At 66.5% G+C, this 25,937-nt stretch carries 22 protein-coding genes and 1 pseudogene; 13 read left to right on the forward strand and 10 right to left on the reverse strand.

Features of this window, described 5'->3' with window-relative positions; all coding sequences use genetic code 11:
• Positions 1–122: 122 nt before the first annotated feature.
• Positions 123–614: a MarR family winged helix-turn-helix transcriptional regulator gene (locus G370_RS0116155; RefSeq protein ID WP_026347199.1), complete on the forward strand. Its 492-nt coding sequence runs from the start codon at positions 123–125 to the stop codon at positions 612–614.
• An 81-nt stretch (positions 615–695) separates the two neighbouring features.
• Here the strand turns inward: G370_RS0116155 and G370_RS0116160 are convergent, their stop codons facing one another.
• From G370_RS0116160 to G370_RS0116175, 4 genes are all read right to left on the reverse strand, one after another.
• A complete protein-coding gene (locus G370_RS0116160; RefSeq protein WP_019661527.1) occupies positions 696–1,835 on the reverse strand; it encodes a hypothetical protein in 1,140 nt (379 codons plus the stop codon).
• A gap of 263 nt (positions 1,836–2,098) precedes the next feature.
• Positions 2,099–2,704 carry a thioredoxin family protein gene (locus tag G370_RS0116165; RefSeq protein WP_019661528.1) on the reverse strand — a complete coding sequence of 202 codons (606 nt, stop codon included), beginning with the start codon at positions 2,702–2,704 and terminating at the stop codon, positions 2,099–2,101.
• Between the two features lie 19 nt (positions 2,705–2,723).
• Positions 2,724–4,223 (reverse strand): peptide MFS transporter, encoded by a 1,500-nt coding sequence (locus tag G370_RS0116170; protein WP_005419890.1) that lies wholly within the window; start codon positions 4,221–4,223, stop codon positions 2,724–2,726.
• Positions 4,224–4,404: 181 nt separating this feature from the next.
• Positions 4,405–5,280 carry a tryptophan 2,3-dioxygenase gene (locus G370_RS0116175; RefSeq protein ID WP_019661529.1) on the reverse strand — a complete coding sequence of 292 codons (876 nt, stop codon included), beginning with the start codon at positions 5,278–5,280 and terminating at the stop codon, positions 4,405–4,407.
• A gap of 335 nt (positions 5,281–5,615) precedes the next feature.
• On the opposite strand from G370_RS0116175, the gene pdhA reads away from it, so the two are divergent.
• From pdhA to G370_RS0116200, 5 genes are all read left to right on the forward strand, one after another.
• Positions 5,616–6,698: a pyruvate dehydrogenase (acetyl-transferring) E1 component subunit alpha gene (gene pdhA / locus G370_RS0116180; RefSeq protein WP_019661530.1), complete on the forward strand. Its 1,083-nt coding sequence runs from the start codon at positions 5,616–5,618 to the stop codon at positions 6,696–6,698.
• Entirely contained in the window at positions 6,691–7,758 is a 1,068-nt protein-coding gene (locus tag G370_RS0116185) for an alpha-ketoacid dehydrogenase subunit beta (protein ID WP_019661531.1), read from the forward strand. Before pdhA ends, G370_RS0116185 begins: the two co-directional genes overlap by 8 nt.
• A gap of 1 nt (position 7,759) precedes the next feature.
• On the forward strand, positions 7,760–8,113 hold the full coding sequence (locus G370_RS0116190; protein ID WP_005411349.1) for an SH3 domain-containing protein: 354 nt from the start codon (positions 7,760–7,762) through the stop codon (positions 8,111–8,113).
• On the forward strand, positions 8,110–9,501 hold the full coding sequence (locus tag G370_RS0116195; protein WP_019661532.1) for a dihydrolipoamide acetyltransferase family protein: 1,392 nt from the start codon (positions 8,110–8,112) through the stop codon (positions 9,499–9,501). The genes G370_RS0116190 and G370_RS0116195 overlap by 4 nt, the downstream gene beginning before the upstream one ends.
• Before the next feature lie 266 nt (positions 9,502–9,767).
• Positions 9,768–10,718: a hypothetical protein gene (locus tag G370_RS0116200; protein ID WP_019661533.1), complete on the forward strand. Its 951-nt coding sequence runs from the start codon at positions 9,768–9,770 to the stop codon at positions 10,716–10,718.
• 37 nt (positions 10,719–10,755) lie between these two features.
• On the opposite strand, the gene G370_RS0116205 is transcribed toward G370_RS0116200, so the two are convergent.
• The 3 genes from G370_RS0116205 to G370_RS0116215 all read right to left on the reverse strand — a co-directional run bounded on the left by G370_RS0116205 (position 10,756) and on the right by G370_RS0116215 (position 12,679).
• The gene (locus tag G370_RS0116205; protein ID WP_019661534.1) at positions 10,756–11,142 is read right to left on the reverse strand and encodes a VOC family protein; all 387 of its coding nucleotides are present in this window, start codon (positions 11,140–11,142) and stop codon (positions 10,756–10,758) included.
• 194 nt (positions 11,143–11,336) lie between these two features.
• The gene (locus G370_RS0116210) at positions 11,337–12,044 is read right to left on the reverse strand and encodes a helix-turn-helix transcriptional regulator (protein ID WP_019661535.1); all 708 of its coding nucleotides are present in this window, start codon (positions 12,042–12,044) and stop codon (positions 11,337–11,339) included.
• Entirely contained in the window at positions 12,044–12,679 is a 636-nt protein-coding gene (locus tag G370_RS0116215; protein ID WP_195670311.1) for a Rossmann-fold NAD(P)-binding domain-containing protein, read from the reverse strand. The genes G370_RS0116210 and G370_RS0116215 overlap by 1 nt, the downstream gene beginning before the upstream one ends.
• Before the next feature lie 107 nt (positions 12,680–12,786).
• Between G370_RS0116215 and G370_RS0116220 the strand changes: the two genes are divergently transcribed.
• Positions 12,787–14,325 (forward strand): GGDEF domain-containing protein, encoded by a 1,539-nt coding sequence (locus G370_RS0116220; RefSeq protein WP_019661537.1) that lies wholly within the window; start codon positions 12,787–12,789, stop codon positions 14,323–14,325.
• Between the two features lie 95 nt (positions 14,326–14,420).
• Here G370_RS0116220 and G370_RS0116225 read toward each other — a convergent pair whose 3' ends face one another.
• On the reverse strand, positions 14,421–15,347 hold the full coding sequence (locus tag G370_RS0116225; RefSeq protein ID WP_019661538.1) for a DUF808 domain-containing protein: 927 nt from the start codon (positions 15,345–15,347) through the stop codon (positions 14,421–14,423).
• A gap of 207 nt (positions 15,348–15,554) precedes the next feature.
• On the opposite strand from G370_RS0116225, the pseudogene G370_RS0116230 reads away from it, so the two are divergent.
• Together G370_RS0116230 and G370_RS0116235 are read left to right on the forward strand one after the other, a co-directional pair.
• A pseudogene (locus G370_RS0116230) lies at positions 15,555–17,201 on the forward strand (ABC1 kinase family protein); the annotation flags it as partial.
• Positions 17,202–17,445: 244 nt separating this feature from the next.
• Positions 17,446–19,551, forward strand: a complete 2,106-nt coding sequence (locus tag G370_RS0116235; RefSeq protein WP_026347200.1) for a phosphoglycerol transferase I — start codon at positions 17,446–17,448, stop codon at positions 19,549–19,551.
• Between the two features lie 531 nt (positions 19,552–20,082).
• Here G370_RS0116235 and G370_RS0116240 read toward each other — a convergent pair.
• A complete protein-coding gene (locus G370_RS0116240; RefSeq protein ID WP_050563275.1) occupies positions 20,083–22,449 on the reverse strand; it encodes a DUF3772 domain-containing protein in 2,367 nt (788 codons plus the stop codon).
• Positions 22,450–22,590: 141 nt separating this feature from the next.
• Positions 22,591–22,839, reverse strand: coding sequence for a hypothetical protein (locus G370_RS0116245; RefSeq protein ID WP_006474562.1), 249 nt, complete (start codon positions 22,837–22,839; stop codon positions 22,591–22,593).
• A gap of 183 nt (positions 22,840–23,022) precedes the next feature.
• On the opposite strand from G370_RS0116245, the gene G370_RS0116250 reads away from it, so the two are divergent.
• The 4 genes from G370_RS0116250 to G370_RS0116265 all read left to right on the forward strand — a co-directional run bounded on the left by G370_RS0116250 (position 23,023) and on the right by G370_RS0116265 (position 25,888).
• Positions 23,023–23,517 carry a lipocalin family protein gene (locus G370_RS0116250; RefSeq protein ID WP_019336294.1) on the forward strand — a complete coding sequence of 165 codons (495 nt, stop codon included), beginning with the start codon at positions 23,023–23,025 and terminating at the stop codon, positions 23,515–23,517.
• Positions 23,518–23,638: 121 nt separating this feature from the next.
• Positions 23,639–24,067: an SMI1/KNR4 family protein gene (locus tag G370_RS0116255; RefSeq protein ID WP_019661541.1), complete on the forward strand. Its 429-nt coding sequence runs from the start codon at positions 23,639–23,641 to the stop codon at positions 24,065–24,067.
• A 3-nt stretch (positions 24,068–24,070) separates the two neighbouring features.
• A complete protein-coding gene (locus tag G370_RS0116260) occupies positions 24,071–25,279 on the forward strand; it encodes an NAD(P)/FAD-dependent oxidoreductase (protein WP_019661542.1) in 1,209 nt (402 codons plus the stop codon).
• Positions 25,280–25,405: 126 nt separating this feature from the next.
• On the forward strand, positions 25,406–25,888 hold the full coding sequence (locus tag G370_RS0116265) for a hypothetical protein (RefSeq protein ID WP_019661543.1): 483 nt from the start codon (positions 25,406–25,408) through the stop codon (positions 25,886–25,888).
• Positions 25,889–25,937 lie beyond the last annotated feature (49 nt).

The following is a 25,937-nucleotide window of genomic DNA, read 5'->3' on the forward strand; positions in this document are numbered from 1 at the left end:
CTCCGAATCGGTACCGCATCGGTACAAACCAGGTGCGGGCAGGTAGGGACCCGGCGAGAATGCAGGGTCTGGACCCACCCCTTATAGTTACACTTGAAACCACCAGCAAGGTGCACCGCAACATGAGCCCCGATCCCGCCTCGACCCGCCTGCGTGCCTCGCACGTCCTGCTCGACCTGGAACAGTTCCTGCCGTACCGGCTGAGCGTGCTGTCCAACCGGGTCAGCGGCAACATCGCCAAGCTATACGGTGATCGTTACGGTCTGGCGATTCCCGAGTGGCGGGTCATCACCATCCTGGCGCTGTACCCGGGCTCCTCGGCCAGCGAGGTCTCCGACCGCACGGCGATGGACAAGGTGGCGGTCAGCCGCGCCGTGGCCCGCCTGCTGGAGCGCGGCTTCATCAAGCGCGAGACCCACGGCGATGACCGCCGCCGCTCGGTGCTGGCGCTGTCCGCGGCCGGTTTCGAGGTGTACGAGACCATCGCGCCGATGGTGATCGAGATCACCCGCAAGCTGATGTCGGTGCTGAGCGAGGAGGAGGAACAGCTGCTGGAAAAGCTGATCCTGCGCTTGGCCGGTGACGGCCTGGAGCGGATGGGCGAAGGCGTCTGAAAGAAAAAGGGGACGGAGGGGATTAAGTCGTAATGAGTACAGGTGTGCCTGAAACGACTTAATCCCCTCCGTCCCCTTTTTTCAGCTCAGGTGCTTGCGCCGCGCGTGGATCCACGGCACCGCCAGCGCCGCGATGGCACCACCGGCGAAGCCAAGTGATGCAGCAACCGTGGCCGCCTCGACCGCACCGGGCAGCGCCAGCGCCGCCGCCACCAGCAGCAGCGACGGCAGGCCGACGAAGGTGCCCAGGAAGAAATGCCAACGCGGTGACCAGGTGTTGAGCTGCAGCAGGCTGACCGGTTGCCAGGCTTCGGATGCGGCCTCTTCGGCGATCTTCGCCACGGCCTTGGCCAGGTCCACTTCCGGCAGCGCGCGCCCCTGCCGTGCGGTTGCCAACAGCTCGGCCACGGCCTCCACAGGCGGGAAACTGGACGGCCACGCGACCGGCGCCGGCACGCCATACGCGGTCAGCAGCGGCACGCTCAGCCACGGCGCCACCAGCGGGCGCATGCGACGGCGACCATGCACGCACCAGATCTGCGACTGGCCGTGCGCGGTGACGCTGTACAGCGCCAGTTCGTTGGCCGGCGGGTAGCCGAGCATGGTCACCCGTGCCGCCAGGCTGTCCTGGCCCATCGCGCGCAGGAAACCGGGGCGGCTACGCCCCTCCTGCATCCACGCCAGGCCGAGTGCACCCACCAGATAGGCCTCGGCCACGTCCTTGCTGCCGGCGGTGGCGCGTTCGTCGCTAGCCAGGTACCAGGCCAGCGATTTCGGTTCGGCGACATCGTCCAGGCCCCAGCGGCTGTCGTCACCCAGCACATGGCGCACCGGCAGGCGCGCCGGCGCGGTTTCGCCACGTTCGCCGGGTTGCAGGAACGGCAGCACGCCCTGGATGAAGGTGGACAGTTCAATCGCGCGCACGCCATGGCCCTGCCACTCCGGTGGCAGCAGCCCGGCCAGCTGGCCATCGGCGGCCAGTGCATCGAGCCGCGATTTCTGCTCGACCAGTTTCTGCACCGCACCCTTCAGCACCACGTTATCGGGCAGCGCGATCTGCGGCAGGCGATGGCGCGGCGGTGCCAGGTCGACGGTGGCCTCGCCGGTACCGGCGTCATCCAGCAGCGCCTCCTGCGGCGGCAGGGTCACGCCCTCGCCTGCTCCACCCTCGGCCAGCTCACTGGCGGGTCCGGGCAATCGTTCGGCGTGGTCGCTGTGCATGGGCGTTCCGGAAGGTTGCATCGACGGGATGTCGACTGAGGTCCTTGCCGGTAACGGCGAGCGCGTTGCGATATTGAGATGCCGATTCCGGGAATGTGACCGCAACCACAGTAGATCCACGCCATGCGTGGATGCACTTCTGTGCCGACCAACGGTCGGCACCCACCGGGGATGGCGGTCAGCGGTTGGCATCCGCCGGGGTTGGCGGTCAGCGGTTGGCACCCACCCACCCCCCCCCCTGCCGGCCAGCGGCCGGCACTCCCCTATTCCGGTTTGTCGGGTGCCCACTGCTTGAGGAACGCGCTCACCCGCGCAGGCTGGAACGCCTCGCCCCTGCGCAGCTCAGCGGTCGCCTGCGACACCAGCAGGCCACCATCGGCGTCCAGCACCAGCAGATGCGGATAGTCGCGTTCCATCACCGGGAACTGGGCAAGGAACGCGGTGTTGGGCTGCTCGTCGCTGGCGTTGACCTTCACCCACACGTAGTGGGCATCGCGGAAGCGACGCAGGTCGCCGTTGCCTTCCACCACATCGTCCAGCGCCCGGCAGCGCTCACAGGCGGCGTTGCCGATCTCCAGCAGGATGCGCTTCTTGCCCCGCTGGGCTTCCACCTTGGCGGTGGCCAGGTCATCGGCGGGGTTGCGGGCCGGGTCGAACTGCGCACCGAGCCCGGCGATGGCGGCGATGTCCGCCGCCACCGGGGTGTTGCCCGAGGCCACCGGTTCGCTGGGGTCAGCGACCGGTGGCTCGGTGGGTCGGGTATCCAGCGGCTGCGTGGGCTCGGCGGTCGCAGGTGGTTGCGGTTGGGAACAGGCGCCGATCAGCGCCGCACAGACCACCACTACCGCAGTACCGAGCTTGCTACGCATGCCTTCTACCCTCTCATCATCATTTGACGCCGTGCATCAGCTTGTTGATCAGCGGGGCGATCAGGAACAGCACCACGCCGGAGCCGATCAGGGCCCAGAACCCGAAGGTATACCCCTTCAGGGCCGACTCGACCGTCATGCCGCCTTCACCACTGACCACGCCAGCGAAGATGCCCGACAGGTTGTTGCCGATGCCGGTGGACAGGAACCAGCCACCCATGCCGAAGCCGACCAAGCGCACCGGGGCCAGCTTGGTCACCATCGACAGGCCGATCGGCGACAGGCACAGCTCACCCACCGACTGGATGACGTAGACCATGAACAGGGTCCAGAACGGGATCTTGCCGTCCACCACCATCTGCGACAGGGCGAACATCAGCAGCGCGAAGGCGGCGCCGTTGAACAGCAGGCCCAGGCCGAACTTGCGCGGGATGGACGGATTGGCGCGGCCCATGGCGACCCAGATCCAGGCGATCACCGGGGCAAGGGTGATGATCGCCACCGAGTTGACCGACTGGAACCACGCGGTCGGGAAGGTCCAGCTGCCGAACTGGCGGTTGACGATGTTCTCGGCCAGGAAGGTGAACGAGCTGCCGGCCTGCTCGAAGAACATCCAGAACATCACGTTGAAGGCGAAGATGATCAGCATGGCGATCACGCGGTCGCGCTGCACCTTGCCTTCGCGGATGCCCTCGACCAGCAGCAGGACGGCCAGCGCGGTGAACATCGCACCCAGGATCCAGGCCAGCGCGGTGGCGCCGGTGGCCAGCAGGAAGTACGCGACCGGGATGGCAACCACGGCACCGGCCAGCACCATGATGATGCGGCCGAAACCTTCAGCGCCGGCCGGCGGTGCGCCGATGCCCTTCAGGCCGGCACGACCGATGTAGAACCACACCAGCGAGATCAGCATGCCTACGCCCGAGGCGATGAACACGACCTTGTAGGACGGCATCGCATCGGTACCGAACACCTTGCGGGCCAGGTACTCGGTCAGCACCGGGGCGATCATCGCGCCGATGTTGATGCCCATGTAGAAGATGGTGAAGCCCGAATCGCGGCGCTCGTCCTTCAGCCCGTACAGCTTGCCGACCATGGTCGAGATGTTGGGCTTGAACAGGCCGTTGCCGACGATGATCGTGGCCAGGCCGAGCTTGAAGATGTGCTCCTGCGGCAGCGAGATCATGAACAGGCCGGCGGCCATGATGATCGCGCCGGTCAGGATCGAGCGCTGGTAGCCCAGTACCCGGTCGGCCACGTAGCCACCGAAGATCGCCGCGGCGTACACCAGGGCCAGGTAGGCGCCATAGATGCGGCTGGCGTCGCCTTCACCGGCAGCGCTGCCGTTGTAGAACTGGGCGACGATGTACAGCACCAAGGCCCAGCGGATGCCGTAGAACGCAAAGCGTTCCCAGAACTCGGTCATGAACAGCATCCACAACGGGCGCGGGTGGCCCAGCGTGGTCTTGAAGTCCGGCAGCGCCGGCTCTGGGGTGTTCGCAGTGGCGTTTACGCTCATGCGGATTTCCTGGTTCGGTGGATGACGAGCACGTCCGCTGTGCAGTTGAAGCAACGCGCGAGGATCACCGACTTCTGGCGTTCACGTCAAATACACGCCGTTTGAGGCAGGTGGCAGCCTGCTCCCTGAACTTGCATCTGAAACGATCCAGTCGCCGGCTGGGATCCAAGCTGAATGGGGATCAACCCAGCGCTGTCGGGGGCGCGGCCTGCAGGCTGGTGCGCACCTGGAACAGCTCGGGGAAGAAGGTCAGCTCCAGTGCCTTGGCCAGGAAGCCCACGCCGGACGAGCCACCGGTGCCGCGCTTGAAGCCGATCACCCGCATCACCGTGCGCATGTGGCGGAAGCGCCACAGCTGGAAGGCGGTCTCCAGGTCCACCAGGTCCTCGCACAGCGCGTACTCGCGCCAGTAGCGGTCGGTGTCCTGGTAGATGCGTTCGAAGACCGGCTGCAATGCGTCGTCGGCCACGTGCGGCTGGGTCCAGTCGTGGGCCTCGTAGACCGCCGGCACGGGATGGCCGAAGCGGGCCAGGTACTTCAGGAACTCCTCGTACAGGCTCGGCGCCTCCAGCACGGTGCGCAGCTGCGCCTGCCCGGCCGGGTCATGCTCGAACACCTGCAGCATCTGCGCGTTCTTGTTGCCCAGCAGGAACTCGATGTAGCGGTACTGCAGCGACTGGAAGCCCGACGACGGGCCCAGCACGTCGCGGAAGCCCATGTACTCGGACGGGGTCAGCGTTTCCAGCACCGACCACTGCTCGGTCAGCTGGCGCAGCACCTGCTTGCTGCGCGCCAGCACCTTGCGGCACTGCCAGACTTCATCGCGCTGCAGGAAGCCGATTGCGGCACGCAGCTCATGGCCCAGCAGCTTCAGCCACAGCTCCGAGGTCTGGTGCTGGATGATGAAGAGCATCTCGTCATGGTGCGGCGGGCTGGACAGCGGCTGCTGCGCGCTGAGCAGCTGGTCCAGCCGCAGGTAGCCGCCGTAGGTCAGGCGCCCCTGCAGGTCGGTGTGGATGCCGGCTTCGAGATCGCGTTGGTTGTTGTCGACGGACATGGGCGGGACCAGATCGGGGGCGGCAAGGGTAGCGCGTTGCCGCCGCGCTGGCAGCCGCCGGGTCCATACCGGAGCGTGCGGTTGGCCGTGGAGCATCGGCCGATCCCGGGCCTGCGCGTGGAACCGTCCAGGCCGTTGTACTGGCGGTCAGCCAGAGGCGTATTCTGATGCTTTGCAGCAACGACTGAATACGTTGTTGTTATTGGCCCCCCACCCGCCGGCAGGGGTAAAACGGGGAATCCCCGTGTTGCGGCGCAGGAAGGCTATTCCGTACGCGTTCCTTAACATGGCGATTCATATCATTTGTAACTTCTCTGTCGAAGGTGCAGTACGCAATGACGGTTGCCGCTGAATTCAAGATCGAATACCTGCAGTACCTGGACACGGACGGCACGCTCGTCCGTGACGACCTGCCCGCGTCGCTGCGCGACCCCAAGGTCCTGGTACCGCTGTTCAAGCAGATGCTGTTCGTACGCACGTTCGACAGCAAATCCATCGCGCTGCAGCGCACCGGCAAGCTGGGCACCTATGCCGCCTGCCTGGGCCATGAAGCCGCGCACGTGGGTATCGGCGCGGCGATGCAGAAGGACGACGTGTTCGCGCCTTCGTACCGCGAATATGGCGCGATGTTCATGCGTGGCGTGCGCCCGCACGACGTGCTGATGTACTGGGGGGGCGACGAACGCGGCAACGATTACGGCGGCAACGCGGCCAAGGACTTCCCGTTCTGCGTGCCGATCTCCACCCAGTGCCTGCATGCCGCAGGCGCGGCGCTGAAGTTCAAGCTCAACAAGGAACCGCAGATCGCGGTGGCGGTGTGCGGCGACGGCGGCAGCTCCAAGACCGACTTCTACGCGGCACTGAATTCGGCCGGCGCCTACAAGCTCCCGCTGATCCTGTGCATCGTCAACAACGGCTGGGCCATCTCGGTTCCGCGTTCGGCCCAGACCGGTGCCGAAACACTGGCGCAGAAGGGCCTGGCCGGCGGCCTGCACTGCCTGCAGGTGGATGGCAATGACCTGATCGCGGTGCTGGCGGCCATGGAGCAGGCGCGCGAACGTGCGCTGGCCGGCGACGGCGGCACCGTGCTGGAACTGATGACCTACCGCCTGTCCGACCACACCACCGCCGATGACGCGCGCCGCTACCGCGACGACGCCGAAGTGAAGGATGCCTGGCAGCGCGAGCCGATGCTGCGCCTGCGCAAGTACCTGATCAACGCCGGTGTGTGGAGCGAAAACGAAGAGACCGCCTGGGTCGCCGAGTGCGGCACGCGCGTGGACGAGGAAGTGAACCTGTACCTCAACACGCCGGTGCAGCCGGTCGAGGCGATGTTCGACTTCCTGTATGCCGATCCGCCGCCGGACCTGCTGGCCCAGCGTGCCCAGGCGATCGCCTTGGAGAAGCGCCATGGATGAGATCAAGAACGGCGCGCCCGGCGCGCACACCAACGCCGCCGACAGCGCTGCGGTCGCGCGCGGAGAAGAGAGCATGACCACCACCCCGATCACCCTCATCGAAGCCATCACCCAGGCGCTGGCCTGGGAGCTGGAACACGACCCGTCGGTGCTGGTGCTGGGCGAAGACGTGGGCGTCAACGGCGGCGTGTTCCGCGCCACCGCCGGCCTGCAGCAGCGCTTCGGCTCGGACCGCATCCTCGACACCCCGCTGGATGAAACCACCATCGCCGGCCTGACCATTGGCCTGGCCGCGCAGGGTATGAAGCCGGTGGCAGAAGCCCAGTTCGATGGCTTCATGTACCCGATGGTCGACCATATCGTCTGCCACGCCGCACGCCTGCGTTACCGTACCCGTGGCCGCCTGCACTGCCCGATGGTGCTGCGCGTGCCGTGGGGCGGTGGCATCCGCGCGCCGGAACACCACAGCGAAGCCAACGAGGCGATCTTCACCAACGTGCCGGGCCTGCGCGTGGTGCTGCCGTCGTCGCCGCAGCGCGCCTACGGCCTGCTGCTGGCCGCGATCCGCGAGCCGGATCCGGTGATCTACATGGAGCCCAAGCGCATCTACCGCCAGTACAAGGAAGTGGTCGTCAACGACGGCGAAGCCTTGCCGCTGGACGTCTGCTTCGTGCTGCGCGACGGCACCGACGTGACCCTGGTGACCTGGGGCGCGCAGGTGAAGGAAGCGCTGGAAGCGGCCGACAAGCTGGCCGGCGAAGGCATCAGTGCCGAAGTCATCGACGTGGCCACGCTGCGTCCGCTGGACTTCGCCACCATCGCCGAATCGGTGGCCAAGACCGGCCGCTGCGTGATCGTGCAGGAGGCCCCGAAGACGGCGGGCTTCGGCGCCGAGATCGTCGCGCGCCTGGCCGAGGAATCGATCTACGACCTGCTGGCCCCGGTCGAGCGCGTCACTGGCTACGACACCCACATTCCGCTGTTCCGCCTGGAAATGAAGTACCTGCCGAGCGTTGAGCGGATCGTGGCTGCGGCCAAGCGCGCGGTGGCGGCCGGCTGACATGCGGGCCCGCCTTCTGGGGGCTTACCGCAGCCAGTATCCCAACCCGCTCCGGTTCCACACCGGCCAGATCGTCGAAGTAGGTGTGCGTGACGAGGAATGGCCGGCGTTTGCCTGGGTACGCACCAACGATGGGCGCGCTGGCTGGGCGCCCATCGCCTGGTTGCAGCTGCTGGACGAGGGTCGCGCCGAAGCGCTGTGCGACTACGACGCCCGCGAGCTGGATGTGGAAAGCGGCGAGATGGTGAAGCTTCATCACGAACACGGCGGGTGGTGGTGGTCCGAGCGCGCCAATGGCGCGACGGGTTGGCTGCCGGCCCGCGAACTGGAACTGCTGGAAGAGAACTGCAAATGAGCCAGACCAAGAACTTCAACCTGCCCGACCTGGGCGAAGGCCTGCCGGACGCGACCATCGTCGAGTGGTTCGTCAAGGAAGGCGATGTGATCAAGCTGGACGAGCCGCTGGTCTCGATGGAGACCGCCAAGGCCGTGGTGGAAGTGCCCTCGCCGTTCTCCGGCAAGGTGCTGAAGCTGTCCGGCGGGGCCGGCGACATCATCCCGACCGGCTCGGTGCTGGCCAGCTTCGAACTGGACCCGAACCTGCCGCAGCGCGCCGATGGCCAGGACACCGGCCACAGCCATGGCCACGCCGCACCGGCCGCGCCGGCTGCCGCACCGACCCCGCCGCCGCTGCCGGCTGCACCGGTCGTTGCGGAAGAAGCCAAGCCCGCCGCTGCCGAGCGTGATGACGCCGGTACCGTGGTCGGCGCGATGCAGAGCTCCAACACCGTGCATGCCGAACAGGCGCTGGCCGTCGGCGGCGTCAAGGCCGTGCCGGCCGTGCGTGCGATGGCGCGCAAGCTGGGCGTGGACCTGAGCCGCGTGGCCGCTACCGGCACCGATGGCGCGGTGACGATGGCCGACGTCAAGCAGGCCGCCGCCAACGGCACCGCCAAGCTTGGCGCCGCTCCGGCACCGGTCGCTGCCACGGCGTATGCAGCGCCGGCCCCGGCGCAGGTGTCTGCCCCGGTGCAGAGCGAAGCCCGCACCCCGCTCTCCGCCGCCGGCAAGCCGATGCGCACCCAGCCGCCGGGCGTGGTCGCCAAGGGCCAGCCGGAACCGCTGAAGGGCGTGCGCCGCAACATGGCCCGCGTGATGGCCGACGCGCACAGCAAGGTCGTGCCGACCACGCTGAACGACGACGCCGACATCCACGCCTGGCTGCCGGGCAACGACGTCACCGCGCGCCTGGTTCGCGCCATCGTCGTTGCCGCACAGAAGGTGCCGGCCATGAACGCCTGGTTCGACGGTGAAGCGCTGACCCGCACCCTGCACGCCCAGGTGGACATCGGCATCGCCGTGGACACCGACGACGGCCTGTTCGTGCCGGCCCTGCGCAATGCCGACATGCTCGACGCGCGTGGCATCCGCGAGGGCGTCAACCGCCTGCGCGAGCAGGTGGAATCGCGTTCGATCGCTGCCTCGGAACTGAGCGGCTACACCATCTCGCTGTCCAACTTCGGCATGTTCGCCGGTCGTTACGCAACCCCGGTCGTGGTGCCGCCGTGCGTGGCCATCGTCGGTGCCGGCCGTGCCCGCCACCAGATGACCCCGGTGATGGGCGGCGTGGAAGCGCACAAGGTGATCCCGCTGTCGGTCACCTTCGACCACCGCGCGGCTACGGGTGGTGAAGCCGCCCGCTTCCTGCGCGCGATGATGGACGACCTGGCGCTGGCCAGCTGATCGGCATCTGATCGGTGGGTGCCAACCTTGGTTGGCACATGACTTGGAAAAACGCCGGGCATTGCCCGGCGTTTTTTTGTGCCTGCTCCGTCGCGCTCCATCCACGCATGGCGGGGATCTACTGGGCTCTCCGACCGTCGGTTGAAAGCCCAACGAAGCACTTTGAGAATAGTTGCATGGATTCCCAAGAGCAGCTCGATAGCATTGAGCCTCTCTGCAGACGTCGAACTTCCGTGATTGAGACACCACCCACACTCGAAGAATTCATGAAGGCGGGCAATGATTTTTTCCGCGCCTCTCCATTCTTCCTACGGTTGACGAGGGATGAGGATCCGTCAGACACGAACTGGGTCCTTGGCATCATCTTCCTGCGCTGGCTCGCCCGAAATCACGCTTTCCTTGACGCATCGGTCGGCTCTACGGTGGCAGCCGCCCCCTCGCCGACAGACACCCTGGCATGCATCGAAGCTGCCTTCCAGGACGAAATCCCCGGTGCTGCGTTCGACCCGGAATTGCTGGAGTTCACCGTTCGCTACTTCTGCATGGCCGCTCCCTACTTTTCGGACTTCTTCTCGTTGTTCCCTCAAGACGCCATGCCTTCGCCGGACGCCATGTGGGACAAACAGGAGCAGGTATACGCAATTATCGACTCCCGTCTGCAGTCATGGCGCAACGGCGAGCCCATCATCCGGGCGGTCGTCCCCAATGCCGATCAACAAAGACACGCCGAACAGGCTACGCCGCTGGACGCTGACGTCTGGATCTCAACACTGGCAACGCTATCGGATGCTGCGGTCACCCACGAAGGTGATCGTGCATACGCCAACCACTTCTACAGGCCACTGACAAAACCACCGTCAGTAGAAGTCGTCCTTGCGGTCATGAGGGAGTTCCTCCGGAACCCGCCACATGACGCGTCGATCATGTGTGCAGCCGAGAACTTCCTGTCGGATATTCCGCTCTCCCGCTACATCAAAGCGTATTCCATCCTCGCACCCGACCTCTTGGACGTCTCTTCAGATGCTGCGCTCAATCTCTTCAACTATCCGGGCAGTGAATTAACGCCACGCCAGGTCCGACAGTTCACCAAAGAGCTCAGGCGATGCAATCCAAGCCGCGACGTGGTCGCAGAGCTGGCCCAGCTGGCCATTGAATGGGATTCGGAAGACGACGAGATATTCTCAATCGTCATCGACGCAGCGCAGAAGCAAGGGTAGGTCCAGGAGCCGGCAATTGCCGCCCCCCCTCCTTTGATCAATTCCGCGCGACCATGCCCTCGGCGCGGCTGTACACACGCAGGCGGTGGCCATCAGGATCTGCCCCGACAAATGTATGGCCGAATTCCAGTGTCAACGGCGCCTGCAGGATCTCCACACCAAGAGCGCGCCACGCATCGTGCATCTGCTGCACAGCCTCCGGGTTGGCCACCACCATCGCCAGTTCGGCGGCGCCGGCCTGCGCGGACACCGGCGGCTGCACGCCGTCGCGCTGCCACAGGCCCAGTGCAGCGCCATCGCCGAGCAGGAACAGGGCAAAGCCGGGCGACTGCTCGACCGGCGGCTTGCCGAGGATGCCGCTGTAGAAAGTGGCGCTGGTGGCGACGTCGCGCACGTACTGCAGCAGGGTGCTGGGCGTGAACATGGGGAAGCTCCGTTGTTGGGAGCGTTCATGGTGGTACGGGCCTGCTGACAGATTCTGTCAGCAGATTCGTCTGTCGGTAGAGTCGACTGTTAGTCGACTGCTCTTCCTTCAACGCGCTTGAAACCCCGCGCTGCGCGCGATAGTCGACTAACAGTCGACTCTACCCCGCCGCCCGCTCCCCGCTGTTGCTGTGGCTACGAACGGTCCAACCAGTCCGGCGCGATGCCCTGCGCCTTCTGCCAGCGTCGCAGCAGGGTGGCGCGTGGCACGAGGTAGTGATCCTCCAGCACACGCGCCTGGCGGATGCGGTCCAGACGGAAATGGCGGAAATCCTCGCGGCGCTCGCACCACGCCGCCAGCATCGGCACCTCATCGAAGTAGCCCAGCGCGAACGGCCAGACGATGCGCTCGCTGCGCTGGCCGTGCGCGTCCTCGTAGCCGAAATTCAGGCGCTGCTGTGAACCGACAGCCTCTCGCACGGCCTGCAGACGAGCTGGGGGAACCTTGGCCGCCGCACGCGAAGGGCCCACCCGCAGGCCACTGTCACGCAAGGCCTCGCGCCGCGCTGCGGGCAACACATGCGCGATACGCGCCAGGGCATCGCGTGCGGCTTCGGCCAACGCGGGTTCGGTACGGGCCGCAACCCAGCGCAGGCCCAGCACCAGCGCATCGATCTCGGCCGGTGGCAGGGTCATCGGCGGCAGGGTATCGCTCGGCGCCAGCTGGTAGCCGACGCCGGCCTCGCCACGCAGGTCGGCGCCCTGCTCGCGCAGGGTCTCGATATCGCGGTACAGCGTGCGCAGGCTGATACCCAGCGCATCGGCCAGCACCTGCCCCGCGACCGGCCGTCGATGACGACGCAGCAGCTGCAGCAGCTGGGTCAGGCGCAGCGCTCGCGACATCAGCCGACCAGCGCGCGCGACGCCACCACGTGCTCGCCCGGTTGCGGGGCCAGCGCAGCCTCGACCAGCGCCCTGGCAATTTCGCTGGCCGGGTTGATCCGCCATGCCCGTGGCAACACCGGCCCCAGTGCACCCAGCACCGTCAGTGCCAGGCGTTCGCCGCGGCGAACCTCGTTGCGCTCGCCACCGATCAGTCCTGGGCGGACCAGGGTCAACGAATTGAAGCCCAGCGCACGCAGATCACGCTCCAGCTCGCCCTTCACCCGGCTGTAGAAGATCGACGACTGTGGGTTGGCGCCGGCTGCGGAATTCAGCACATAGGTCTGCGCCCCCTGTGCTTTTGCCAGGCGTGCGAACGCCAGCGGGTAGTCATGATCGATGCGATGGAAGGCCTCGCGGCTGCCGGCCTGGGCAATGGTGCTGCCCAGCGCGCAGATGACCGCGTCTACGCGCGCCCATTCGGGCGAGGTGGGCAACGCGTCGAAGGCCAACACCGGGTTCTCCAGCTTCCCGTGGGTTACGCCCAACGGGCGGCGAGTGGGCGCCACCACGGCGCTGCAGCGCGGGTCGTCCAGCAGCCTGGGCAGGGTCAGCCCACCGACCAGGCCGGTCGCCCCCAGCAACATCACGCGCATCAGCACCTCCACTGCGGCATCCTGTCGCCCATCCTAGCCGTTCAAGCCGTCGGCGGCCGCGCCGATATGCTGGAACCAGTCCCTGCCAGCCCCCCAGGATTCGCTCCATGACGGACCAGCCCGACCACCGCCCTGCCCCCGGTACCGCCCTTGGGCCGCCGGCACGCGTGCGCGCGGTGGTGGACGATGGGCTGGGTGACCGCGTGGTGCTGCAGGGCGGCGGTGGCGTGGCCCTGCAGCAGCTGTTCGCAGGCGCCGACGCGCCGGAACCGCTGCTGGCGGCGTTCGCCAACGGCATGGCCACCCTGCCGGGCGAGCTGGGCGACATGGGCGACCGCCTGCAGTCGGCGCAGGCCAGCGCCGATTGGCCGCGCTACGGCCGCGCGATGCGGCAACTGATCGACAAGTACATCCGCACCATCGAACAGCATTCGCCGGACGGGCAGCCGGAAAGCCTGCGCCTGTCCGAGCAGCTGCGGCTGCTGCTGGGCGGTGCGGTGGTGGCCCTGCTGCAGCACGACCCGGACCTGCGCGAACAGGCGCAGGCCCTGGCCACGCGCCTCCGCCAGTGGCAGCCGGGTACCGCACTGGAGCCGATCGAACAAGGAGTGCGCGAACTCGGCCACCAGGTCGGTGTGCGTGCCGAGAGCTGGCAGGAGCAGCAGGCGCTGCTGCTGGAGCTGTTCGCGTTGCTGCTGGAGAACGTGAGCGAGCTGCTGGATGACCGCAGCTGGCTGCAGGGCCAGATCGCGGCGGTGCGCCAGCTGCTGGATGGTCCGCTGGAAGCCGAAGCAGTCGAGCGCACCCGCGCCGAACTGCGCGAAGTGATCTACAAGCAGGGACTGCTGCGCCAGGGCATCGACGATTCAAAAGCGGCGATGCGCGGATTGATGGGCGAGTTCATCGAGCGCATGGATGGCATGGCCACCAGCACCGGTGAGTACCATGACCGCATCGGCAGCTACGCGCTGCAGCTGCGTGAGGCGCGCAGCATCGCCGACCTCAACCAGCTGCTGCAGGAGGTGATGCGCGATACCGGCAAGGTACAGCAGCAGGCTGCGCAGGCCCGCGATCACCTGGCCAGCGCGCGGCAGGAAGTGGAACGCGCAGAGCAGCGCATTGCCGAGCTGGAGCAGGAGCTGCGTGCTGCTGGTGACCTGGCGCGTATCGATCCGCTGACCCAGGCACTGAACCGCCGCGGCCTGGACGAACTGCTGCAGCGTGAGCTGGCGCGTGCCATGCGCAACAACTCGCCGCTGGGCGTGGCGGTGATCGATCTGGATGATTTCCACCTGACCAACGAGGCGCACGGTCACGCTGGTGGCGATGCTTTGCTGCAGCACCTGGTGGCCGTGTGCAAGCTGCTGCTGCGCGCCACCGACGGCATCGCACGGTTGGGCGGCGACGAGTTCGTTCTGGTACTGCCGGAAACCCAGGGCGCCGACAGCATGGCCACCGTGCAGCGCCTGCAACGTTCACTGGCGCACCGCGTGCTGACCGTGCAGGACCGGCGCGTGCCGGTGCATTTCAGCGCCGGGCTGGCGCAATGGCAGCCCGGTGACGATACCGAGACCCTGCTGCGGCGCGCCGATGACGCGCTGTATGCGGCCAAGCGGCAAGGCAAGAACCAGGTGCAGGCGGGCTGATGATCCAGCGTGCAGACGCTGTAGCGCCCGAGCCCATGCTCGGGCGGCGGCACGCAGCGCCGTAGAGCAGCCGAGCGTGGGCTCGGCTCTACAGATCATTTCCCGCGCAGCTTCTGGAACCCGGTCACCGCCGCCAGCACGATGGCGCCGGCGATGATGCCGACCACCATGTTGGCCGCAGCACTGATCAGCCAACCCCACTGCCCTTCACCGCCCAGGGCCTGCACCGCGTGGTGCAGCGCCGGCACGTTGTGCACCAGGATGCCGCCGCCGACCAGGAACATGGCGATGGTGCCGGCCACCGACAGGAACTTCATCAGCCACGGCGCCGACGCCACCAGGCCTCGACCGAAGGCGGCAATGGCACCGCCCTTGCGCGACAGGTACAGCCCAACGTCATCGAGCTTGACGATGCCCGCCACCAGTCCGTAGACGAACACGGTCATCGCCAGTGCGACCACGCTCAGCGTGAGGATCTGGTTGGTGAACGACGCAGTGGCGACCACGCCCAGGGTGAGCACGATGATCTCGGCCGAAAGGATGAAGTCGGTGCGGATCGCGCCCTTCACCTTGTCCTTCTCCCACGCGACCATGTCCACCTGCGCGTCAGCCAGCGCCTTGCGGCGTTCGGCCTGGCGCTCGGCATCGTCGTCGGAGGAATGCAGGAAGCGGTGCGCCAGCTTCTCCACGCCTTCGAAGCACAGGAAGGCACCGCCGATCATCATCAGCGGCACGATCAGCGGCACGTTCCAGCCGCGGCTGCGCAGCCACGCTTCCAACGCACTGATCGCCAGGGCCGCCGGCACCAGGATGACCTTGTTGACCAGCGAGCCCTTGGCCACCGCCCACACCACTGGCAGCTCGCGGTTGGCGTTGACCCCGGTCACCTGCTGCGCGTTCAGCGCCAGATCGTCGCCCAGCACACCGGCGGTCTTCTTCGCGGCGACCTTGGTCAGCACCGAGACATCGTCGAGGAGGGTGGCGATATCGTCGAGCAGGGCGAACAGGCTGGCACCGGCCATGGGAAGTCCAGAGAGGGAATGAGCGGATTCTGACCGATCCGGTGTGGACTGCGGAAGACGTCGGATTCACCGCGTGCCCACCGCCCCCCGGCGACACTGCGGAATCCGGACATTGCCGGCCCGTGGCCGGCGCTACCTGTCTTCGTCGCATGGGAGTTCCGCTTGAGCAATCCGCCCACCGCCAATGGCAATCCTCCGCTGGTCAAAGGCATGAACCGGCGCAGCCAGATCCTGCGCCTGCTGATGCGCTATCGCCATTCAGGGGTGTTCTCGGGCATGAACCTGGATGCCGCGGGCAATCCGGCCGACGTACCGGCAGATGGCAACCCGGAACAGTTCGTCAGTGATCTGGAAGCGCTGGGGCCAACCTTCGTCAAGCTGGGCCAGATGCTGTCCACGCGCCCGGACATGGTGCCGGTAGAGTTCGCCACGGCGCTGGAGCGCATGCAGGAAAAGGTAGCGCCGATTCCCGTCGAGCGCATCCACGCCATCATCGAGCAGGAGCTGGGCGTAGGGGTGAACAAGCTGTTTGCCGCGTTCGACCCCGAGCCGCTGGGCTGCGCATCGATCGCGCAGGTGCATCGGGCCGTGCTGCACGACGGACGCCAGGTGGCGGTGAAGGTGCAGAAGCCTGAAGTGGCCGCACAACTTCGCTCGGACCTGGAGGCGCTGCGCAGCTTCGCGCTGGCCGCCGACCACCTGACCCAGGTGGGCCGCCGCGTGCGTCTGCGCGACTGGCTCAACGAATTCGCCAAGACCCTGATGCAGGAGCTGGACTACCACGCCGAGGCCGAGAACCTGGCCCGTTTCGGCCGGCATCTGAAGCCGTTCCGCCGCCTGTGGATACCGCAGCCGCTGTGGGACTACAGCAGCCAGCGCGTGCTGACCATGGAACTGGCCACCGGCGTGCGCGTGGATGCGATTCCCGATGTGCGCCGCACCGAACAATCGATGGACCCGCTGGCGGCCGCGCTGATCCGCGGCTACCTGGACCAGATCTTCGTGCACGGCGAGATCCACGCCGACCCGCACCCCGGCAACCTGCGGGTGATGCCCGATGGACGGCTGGCGATCTTCGACCTGGGCATGGTCGCGCACATGCCGCCGCGCCTGCGCGAGCGCTTGCTGAAGATCCTGTTCGCAGCGGTCGATGGCCGCGGCGAGGAAGTGGCTGACGACCTGATCAGCATCAGCACGCGGCTGGAGGCGTTCGACGAGGAACGTTATCTGCGCGAAACCGGCCAGTTGATCGCGCGTTACGCCGCCAGCGGCACGTTCTCCGAAGGCCGCGTGGTGCTGGACATGGTGCGCATCGCCACCGCCTGCGGCCTGCGCACGCCGCCGGAACTGAGCCTGCTCGGCAAGGCCCTGCTCAACCTGGAAACCGTGTGCCGGCTGCTGGCGCCAGAGCTGGACACGCGCCGCATCGTCGAGCGCCAGCTGCAGCATGTGATGCGTGCGCGCCTGAAAAAATCACTGTCCGCAGCCAACATCGCCAGCGAGGCGATGGAGCTGCAGCAGCTGCTGCGCGATGGGCCGCGCAAGCTGTCGGACATCATGGCCCTGCTGGCCGAGAACCGTCTGCAGATGAAGGTGACGGGCCTGGAAGAATCGCGGCTGATGGAGAACCTGCAGAAGATCGCCAACCGCGTGGCGGCCGGCATCATCAGCGCGGCATTGATCATGGCCGCCGCGATGATGATGAAGATCGACACCGGCTGGCACCTGTTCGGCTATCCGCTCATCGCCCTGATTCTGTTGTTCATCGGCGTAGTGCTCGGCCTTGGCATCGTAACCAGTGCATTGCTGTTCGACCGTCGTGCGCGGGCACGCGAAGAACGCGGGCATCGCTAGCGAATCTGGGAAAAAACACGCATTCATGCGGTTTTTAATGTAATCCAACGAAGCCTTTCACGCTCGTTTTACCTTCTGAGCGCGATTGCGCGCGCGTCATTTCAACAAACATTTCAGTCAGGTTCGTGCATGCACTATCGGGTCATCGGCCTGTCACATGCATGTGCTTGCGGCAGCGCCGGTCGGATGGACACGCGTCGGTACGACGTCCATCACCACCACCCCGTCACTGCCGAAGCTGCCTATGCTCTGGATACTGCTGCTGTCGTTGTTGCTGCTGTGCTGGTTGTTCCTCGCGTCCGAGAAATGGGTGTGGTGGAAGGCCAGTGCGTTCTCGCTGCTGCTGCTCATGCTCAGCGCATGGTGGCTGATCGACAAGCTGTCCGGTGATGGGCTCAACGCTGCCACCCTTTACCACCTCGGCGCCGACATGGAAGGCGCCGGTGTCTCCGACTTCAAGGGCTACATCGCCGGCTTCATCGTGCTGGCGCTGGTCTCGCTACTGCCGCTGTTCGCCACGCGGGTGAAGCGCTGGCGCCGGCCCGGCCACGGTGGCGCGCTGTTCGCGGGCTTCGCGGCCGTGTGGGTGGCCACGATCATGATCAGCCCGCTGGCCCGCGACGGCCAACGCCTGTACCAGCAGCTGCGCCCGGTCGACTTCTCCCGCATCGCCCCCGAGTATCAAGTGCCGACGCAGCCCTTGCAGCGCCCACGCAACATCGTCTGGATCTACGGCGAGAGCCTGGAGCGCACCTACCTGGACGAGAACGTGTTCCCGGGCCTGATGCCCAATCTCAACCGCCTGGCCACGAAGTCGCTGGACGTGCGCGGCCTTGCCTCGGCCGAAGGCAGCGGCTGGACCATCGCCGGTCTGGTGTCGTCGATGTGCGGCGTGCCGCTGACCACCTCGCAGGGCGATGAAAACAGCATGGACCGGATGGGTAGCTTCCTGCCCAAGGCAGTGTGCCTGGGCGACTACCTGAAGCAGCAGGGCTATACCAACCATTACCTGGGCGGAGCCAACGGCCAGTTCGCCGGCAAGGGCCAGTTCCTGGCCAGCCACGGTTTTGACGAAGTGCATGACCTCGCCTGGTTCAAGCAGCAGAAAAAGATCGGTCGCATCCACTACTCAGCCTGGGGCGTGCACGACGACGTGCTGCTGGATACCGCCTACCAGCGCTTCGAACAGCTCTCGCGCGCCGGCTCGCCGTTCATGCTCACCACGCTCACCATGGACACCCACCACCCGGCGGGCCACCTGCCGGTGTCGTGCAAGGGCGAGCGCTACCAGAGCCAGTACGGCAACATCAACATGCTCAACGCGCTCAAATGCAGTGACCGGCTGATCTCGCAGCTGGTCGAACGCATCCAGGCCAGCCCGTACGGCAAGGACACGCTGATCGTGATCGCCTCCGACCACCTGGCGATGCCCAACGATCTGACCCACATCCTGACCCGGCAGAAGCGCGAGAACCTGCTGCTGTTCCTGAGCGATGGCATTGCGCCGCAGCAGCTCAGCGCCGACGCCGGCACCACGCTGGATTCGGGTGCGACTCTGCTCAGCCTGCTGGACCCGAACCTGAAGACGATGGGCTTCGGCCGTTCACTGATCGACCCGCAACGCGCGCCCAGCGCCAGTGTGGCCGCGCGACGCGACCAGGGTCGCGACTACCCGCAGTATCTGGCGTTCGCCCGTTCGCTGTGGCTGGGTGAACCTACGCGTGAACTGAAGATCGACGGCGACGACCAGGTGGTGGTCGGCCTGCAGCACGTGCAGCCACCGGTGCTGCTGGAGTACGACAAGGACTGGGGTTTGAAGTCGGTCTACCTGGAGAACACCTCGCGCCAGTTCGATGACGCGGATCCGGACAACACGCTGGCCTATGTTGATCGCTGCACCGCGTTCGAGGACGGCTCGGCCGACGGCGACTGGTGTGCGCTGCTGGTCAACCGCGACAACGGCATCAAGCTGTACCGCGACAACGACCTGCGTGCCGGCATCGCCGTGGATGCGCCGCTGGATGCGTTCCAGGGACCGCGACCGAGCGTGCGCCAGGCGCACATGATCACCCAGAAGGGCCGCCGTACCCGTGCCGGCCAGTACATGTTGCAGCTGGTGGCGAGCACGCGCCCGGATCGCGGCTTCTGGATCGAAGCAGTGTCGTCGCAGCGCAAGGTGGTGCTGGCCCAGCAGTGGGTGCAGCCCGATGCCGACGGCAAGATCAACGTGACGTTCGGGCTGGACCACGAAGTGGATGATCTGGAGATCCGCGCGTGGTTGAACCATGCCGAGAAGCTGGCGGTGGATACGTTCGCACTGGTGCCGTCGCGCAGCCGACCGCGAGGGTAGGGTTCTTTGCAGGGCTGCGCCCTGCACCCGCTACAAGCCGGGGCAACAGCAACGGCAACAGCGTGCATTCCGTGGGATGGCGGGGCGGTGTCGGAGTGCGGGGACGCCGTAAATCCGTCCCTGGAGGCTTGGCAGCCGCATCCATGCGGCTGACACCCCGCACTCCGACACCGCCCCACCTCTGACAGATTCCTGCGGCTGTCGGTAGGTGTCGACCTTGGTCGACACTTCTGTCAGATATCGAAATCAATCTGGGGTCAGATCCGTTTTCCGGAGGAAAACGGATCTGACCCCAAGAGCATTTCCGACAGATCGCGGAAAACTGTCGAAGGCGGGGTGGGGCCGGGTGCGGGGGGGTCAGCCGCATGGATGCGGCTGCCAAGCCTCCAGGGACGGATTCACGGCGTCCCCCGCAACCGGACCCACCCCGCCATCCCTCAGGAAACCAGCCTTTGCTGTTGCTGTTGAAGTTGCCGGCCAGCGGCCGGCACTACCGCGGGTGCAGGGCGCAGCCCTGCAAAACAACCCCTACTACTGCGGGTCGCGGGTGATGTGGATGTCGGTCGGCGTCGACAGCGGAATGTTCCGCTCGGCCAGGATCTGCAGCAGGCTGAAGTACAGATCGCTGCGGGTTGCATACACCTGCCGCGGGCTGGCCACGTACGCGAAACTGTTGATGGTGATCTGGCCACCGGCAATGCTGTCGATGTAAACCGTCGGTGCCGGCTGCTGCAACACGTTGGTGTGCGCGGTATACGCATCCAGCAGCGCCTGCCGCAGGTTGCCGACATCAGTGCTGGGCGGCACCGCGAACTGGATCTGGATGCGGCCCTGGTTGTTGCCCATCGTCATGTTGCGCACGGTCTTGGTGACCAGCTCGGAGTTGGGCACGATCAGCGTCGACTTGTCGCCCACCTGGATCTCGGTCGATCGCAGGCTGATGCGGCGGATGTCGCCCTCCTGGTCACCCAGCTTCACCCAGTCGCCGATCTTCACCGGCCGCTCGGCCAGCAGGATCAGGCCGGAGACGAAGTTCTGGGTGATCACCTGCAGGCCGAAACCGATACCCACCGACAGCGCGCTGACCAGCAATGCCAGCTTGCTCAGCTGCAGGCCCATCGCCGACAGCGCCCAGATCACCGCGATGATGATGCCCACATAGCGGGCAACGGTACTCACCGAATTGCGCGCGCCCAGGTCCAGCTCGGTCTTGGGCAGGTAGGTGTCGGTCAGCCAGCGCTGTACCAGCTGGGTAACGGCCAGGCCAGCCAGCAGCACCAGCACCGCCAGCACGATGCGCACCGGCTCCAGCTTGGTTCCGCCAATGTCGAATCCAGACGTGAACAGCGAGGAGAAGCGCTCCACCACCGCGCCGATGTTGCCGAACGGTGCCACCAGCGCCAGCAGCGCGATCAGTACGACGATGGTGCGCAACGCCGCCGACAGCAGCACGCCGGCCTGCTCCAGACGCGACACGCTCAGGCCGGTGCTGAGCAGGATGGTCTGGCCCACCTTGCTGTCCGCGTTGAGCATCCACGTGCTCAGGTCATCAACGAACTTGAACAGCAGGGTCGCTGCCAGCACCACGATGCTGCCGCCGATCAGCTGCTGGTTCACGAACTTGGCGAAGTTCAGGTAGCCCAGCAACGTCGCGACGATGGCGGCCACCACCGCGACGTTGCCCGCCACGCGTGCCAATACCAGCCAGCTGCTGCGGCGCACCGGCGTGGCCGCGCCCACGCCATCGGCCTGTGCCTCCAGCTTGGCCTCGGCCTCGGCGGTCTGCCGGCGATGCAGGCGTGCCAGGGTCACCAGCATGGCCATGATCAGGCCCAGGTAGGTCAGGGCAATCAGGCCATCCAGCGCCACCGTGGTGACATCGCTGGTGCGCGTGGCCTGGTCGAGGACCATCAGCACCGTGCTCAGCCAGGCCAGCGCCGCCGCGCCCCACGCGTACTTGCGCAGCTTCAGCGCGGCGGTGTCGTCCAGGTTCAACAGCCGCCATGACGGGCGCTTGGGCACCAGCATGCAGGCGCTGAGTGCAGCGATGAAGGCGGCGCGGAAGGTGGCCGTCTCCAGGCCGTCGGCCACCACCTGCAGGCGCGGCGCGATGGCATCGATGGCGTCCAGCGCCGCCATCAGCACCACCACGGCATAGCCGGGCAGCATCGTGCCGACCAGCAACAACCACATGGCCAGGCCGGAACGGCGCAGGCGTCCATCAGGCGCACGATCGGACGCGGCGAACTGCCACCCCAAGCGGCGCAGCCACAGCCGCAGCGGGAACATCATCACCAGCGCGGCGATCAGGCCCAGCAACGGCGTGCCCCAGCCATTGGCCCGGACGCCGGCAACGAACGTATCGCGCCCCTGCTCGGCCAACGGCGCGACGCGTGCGATATCGATGGGCAGGCGCTCGGCCACCTTGCTCCACAGTGCCGGAGACAACGGCGAGGCGACCTTCTTCCCCATGTCTTCGGCGCGCTGCGCAGTGCGCTGCTGGTCGATGTCGGCTGCCAGCTGCTGGGCACGCACGGCACTGGTCTTGGCCTGCGCCACCGATGCGGCCAGGCCGTCGCGCTGCTTGTTGATCGTGCGCCGTTGCGCCGCCAGTTCGGGCGGCTCGGTGGTGCCCTCGGCAGGCGTGCCCAGCTGCGCTAGCTGTTCGTCGAGACGGTCCAGCTGCGGCTGCAGCGACTTCTCCAGCGCCTCGGCGTCACGCCGGGCCTTCGAAGCGTCCTCGGACAGCATGGCCAATGTTTCGATGGCCGCGGCATCACCACGCTTGCGGTCGACTTCCTTCAGCTTCGCATCGATATCCGCCAGCTGCTGCTTCGGCGTGGGGTCTTCATCCTGTGCCAGCACCGGCGCGGACAGCAGGAGGGCGGTGCACAGCATCAGGACCCACCAGGGGCCCCGTGCACGGATCGATCGCAGGAAAGAAGACACGCCAGCCACACCGGTTCGCGCGGACCACCGCGCCTGCGCGCGACTATACGGCACAGGCGGTAAAGGGCGGATGGGCGACGCGCAGCAATATCAGTACTTCAGGCGCAGCTCTTCCACGGTCGGCTGCTGCAGCGCGTACCAGTCCTGGAACTCTTCCTCGGTGATCTCATCGGGCGCGTACACCGCCACCGGATGCCAGTCGTGGTCGGTCGGCAGCGGCTGGCGCGGCCCGGCACGCAGGCTGTAGGACACGCCTTCGTAGTCGACCAGATCATCGACCTGCGGCCACTGTTCGCGTGCGAACGCGGATTCACTCTTCAACAGGATCACCTGGTACATCGGCACCTCCACTTCGGTTGGATCAGGAAAACACGGCGCTGGCGGCAGCATACCGCCGCACCGGTGACAACGGGCACGCCGCAGCAGCGACGGAACGTTCTGGACACGGCCATCGCCCCGGCTTCACCCGCCCATGGCAAGGCCATCGGCATCGTGGAGGCCCCCCCCCTGCCACGACCGCCGATGACCGAGCACCCGCCGCTGAAGACCGTTGCCGACCTCAAGCTGCCCCGCTACCTGGGCACCTGGTACGAGATCGCACGCCTGCCAATGCGCCATGAACCGGAAGGCTGCACCGACGTGTCGGCGCACTACACCCTGCTCGACAACGGCAACGTCGGTGTCACCAACCGCTGCCGCATGGACGGCGAGATCGAAGAGGCCACCGGCGAGGCCTGCGCGATCGACAACGACAGCGCGCGCCTGGAGGTCAGTTTCCTGCCCAAGGGCCTGCGCTGGCTGCCGTTCGCCAAGGGCGACTACTGGGTGATCCAGGTCGCCCCGGACTACAGCGTCGCGCTGGTCGGCAGCCCGGACCGCAAGTACCTGTGGCTGCTGGCCCGCGAGCCGCAGCTGGACGCCACCGTGCAGGACCATTATCTGGCGTCCGCGCGCCTGCAGGGCTTCGATCTGTCCGAACTGATCCAGACCCCGCATACCGGCCAGCCCACGGCCTGATCTACGGGCAATGGTGGACGCCAACCGACTCCGCCCATGACGTTATCCCCCATCGCGACATTCATCAGCAGCAGGCAAACTTCTGGTTTAACCAGTCCCCGAGAGACATGGAAGAGCAGTCATGGAATATCACCTGACAGAGGGACACCTCAATGGCCCGGCTGAAATGTCGGCCATTGCTGATCTGTCAGCCCGCGTGGGAGTGGCACTTCCCGAGAGTTACCTTGAATTCCTTAGGGCGCACAACGGTGGCGAAGGATTTATTGGCGACAACTACATTGTCTTCTGGAAAGCGGAAGAGGTGGTCGACTTCAATCGTGAGTATGAAGTTGAATCATACGCGCCGGGCATATTCCTGTTCGCGTCGGACGGCGGCGGGGAGGGATTTGGATTCGACACACTGGACGCAGCAATGCCGGTAGTGCGGATTCCATTCATTGGCATGGAACGTCAGTACGCCCTCCCGGTAGCGCGCGACCTCCCCGACCTGTTTGCTCGACTGCTTGCAGATCAGCCTGAGGACGAGCATGAAATCAATCCGGCAGGCTGACCCATGGACCTGAAGAGTGGCTACCCGTGGTGGGCGGTTCGCAATGGCCTGATCCACGCCTTCCCGCCGCTGCAGCAGGACCTGCGCTGCGACGTGCTGGTGGTCGGCGGCGGCATCACCGGCGCGCTGATTGCCGACGAACTGTCCCGGCATGGCCACGACGTGGCGGTGATCGAGCAGCGCGACATCGGCTGGGGCAGCACGGCCGCGAGCACCGCGCTGCTGCAGTACGAGATCGATACCCATCTGCTGGAACTGGCCCAGCGCTACGGCCAGGACGCCGCCGCGCTTGCCTACCGTGCGTGTGCCGAGGCCATTCCGGCCCTGGGCGACGTGGCGCGCGGGTTGAAGGATGTGGATTTCCAGCGCATGGACAGCCTGTACCTGGCCAGCCGCCATCGCGACGTGCCGCGCCTGATGGCCGAGGGCGATGCCCGTCGCGGCATCGGCCTGGATGCCCGCTGGCTGGGCCCGGAGGCACTGCGGGAACGTTTCGACGTTGAGGCCGGCGGCGCCCTGCTGACCCGGCAGGCGGCCCGGGTTGATCCGTATCGGCTGACCTATGCGCTACTGCAGCGCCTGCGTCGGCGCGGCGGCCATGTGCATGACCGCACCGTACTGCACAGCCTCGATGCTACCGCGCGCGGGGTGGCCGCCCGTACCGAAGCCGGTGCCACCATCCGCGCACGCCACGTGGTGCTGGCCATGGGCTATGCCAACCAACGCTGGCTCAAGCAACGGGTCGCACGCAACCGCAGCAGCTACGCCTTCATCACCGATCCCATCGATGCGGACGTGCTCGGCCGGCTGCGCACCACGATGGTCTGGGAGAGCGCCCGCCCCTACCTGTACCTGCGCGCCACCGGCGACTGTCGCCTGCTGGTCGGCGGGCTGGACGACGCCATCGACATCCCCGCCCGCCGCGACCGGCGCGTGCAGCACAAGGCCGACAAGCTGATGGATCAGCTGCTGCACTGGTTCCCGCGTCTGGATCCGGTACCAGCGTTCTCCTGGGCCGGCACCTTCGCTGAAACCGCCGACGGCCTGCCGTTCTTTGGCCCGCACGACCAGTGGGGGGCGCGGGTGCATTTCGCCATGGCCTACGGCGGCAACGGCATCACCTATTCGATGATCGGCGCGCAGCTGCTGCGGGCCCGGATCGAGCGGCGCAGGCATGCGCTGGAGGGATTGTTCGGATTCGGGCGGTTGTGACCTGCGGCCAGGCACGGCCTGGCTCTACCCCAATCCGGCGCCGACAGGCATCATTCAAGCAACCCCTGCTAGCGTCGGCCTGTACCGCCGCGTGTTGCGTGGCCACCTGTCCGCTGGAGCGCCGTCATGATCCGCCCCCTGACCCTGCTGCTGTGCCTGGCCCTGCCGGGAACCGTGCTGGCCCAGTCCGCCGCAGGCGCCACCGCGCCGCAGGCGGCCGGCCTGGATCTGACGCTGCCGCAGGCGCCGATGCGCTACCTCAACGACCCGGCCCTGCAGCAGGACCCCCCGGGCACGTACTACGGCGACAAGAGCGGCCCGCGCGTGCACGACGACGCGAAGATCGCCGACGTCACCGACGACAAGGTCAAGGTGTCCGGCAGCTTCACCACCGGCATCGGCTATTCCAAGAACGGTGGCAACAGCCACTACAACGCCGCCACGCTGAACCTGAGCAAGAACTACACCACCGATGAAGGCAAGACCCACGGGGTCAACGTCAACATCCACGTGAGCGAAGGCAAGGGACCGGGCTTCTTCGGTCCGTATGGCGGCTATTACGGCCGCGGCCCGGGCTATTGGGACTACCCGCCGCCGTACGGCTGGTAAGCCAGCTCCTGTAGAGCCGAGCCCATGCTCGGCTACGGTTGGCCGCAAA

It is taken from the genome of Stenotrophomonas hibiscicola ATCC 19867 (genome assembly GCF_000382065.1).
In the GTDB taxonomy this organism is placed as follows: Bacteria; Pseudomonadota; Gammaproteobacteria; order Xanthomonadales; family Xanthomonadaceae; genus Stenotrophomonas; species Stenotrophomonas hibiscicola.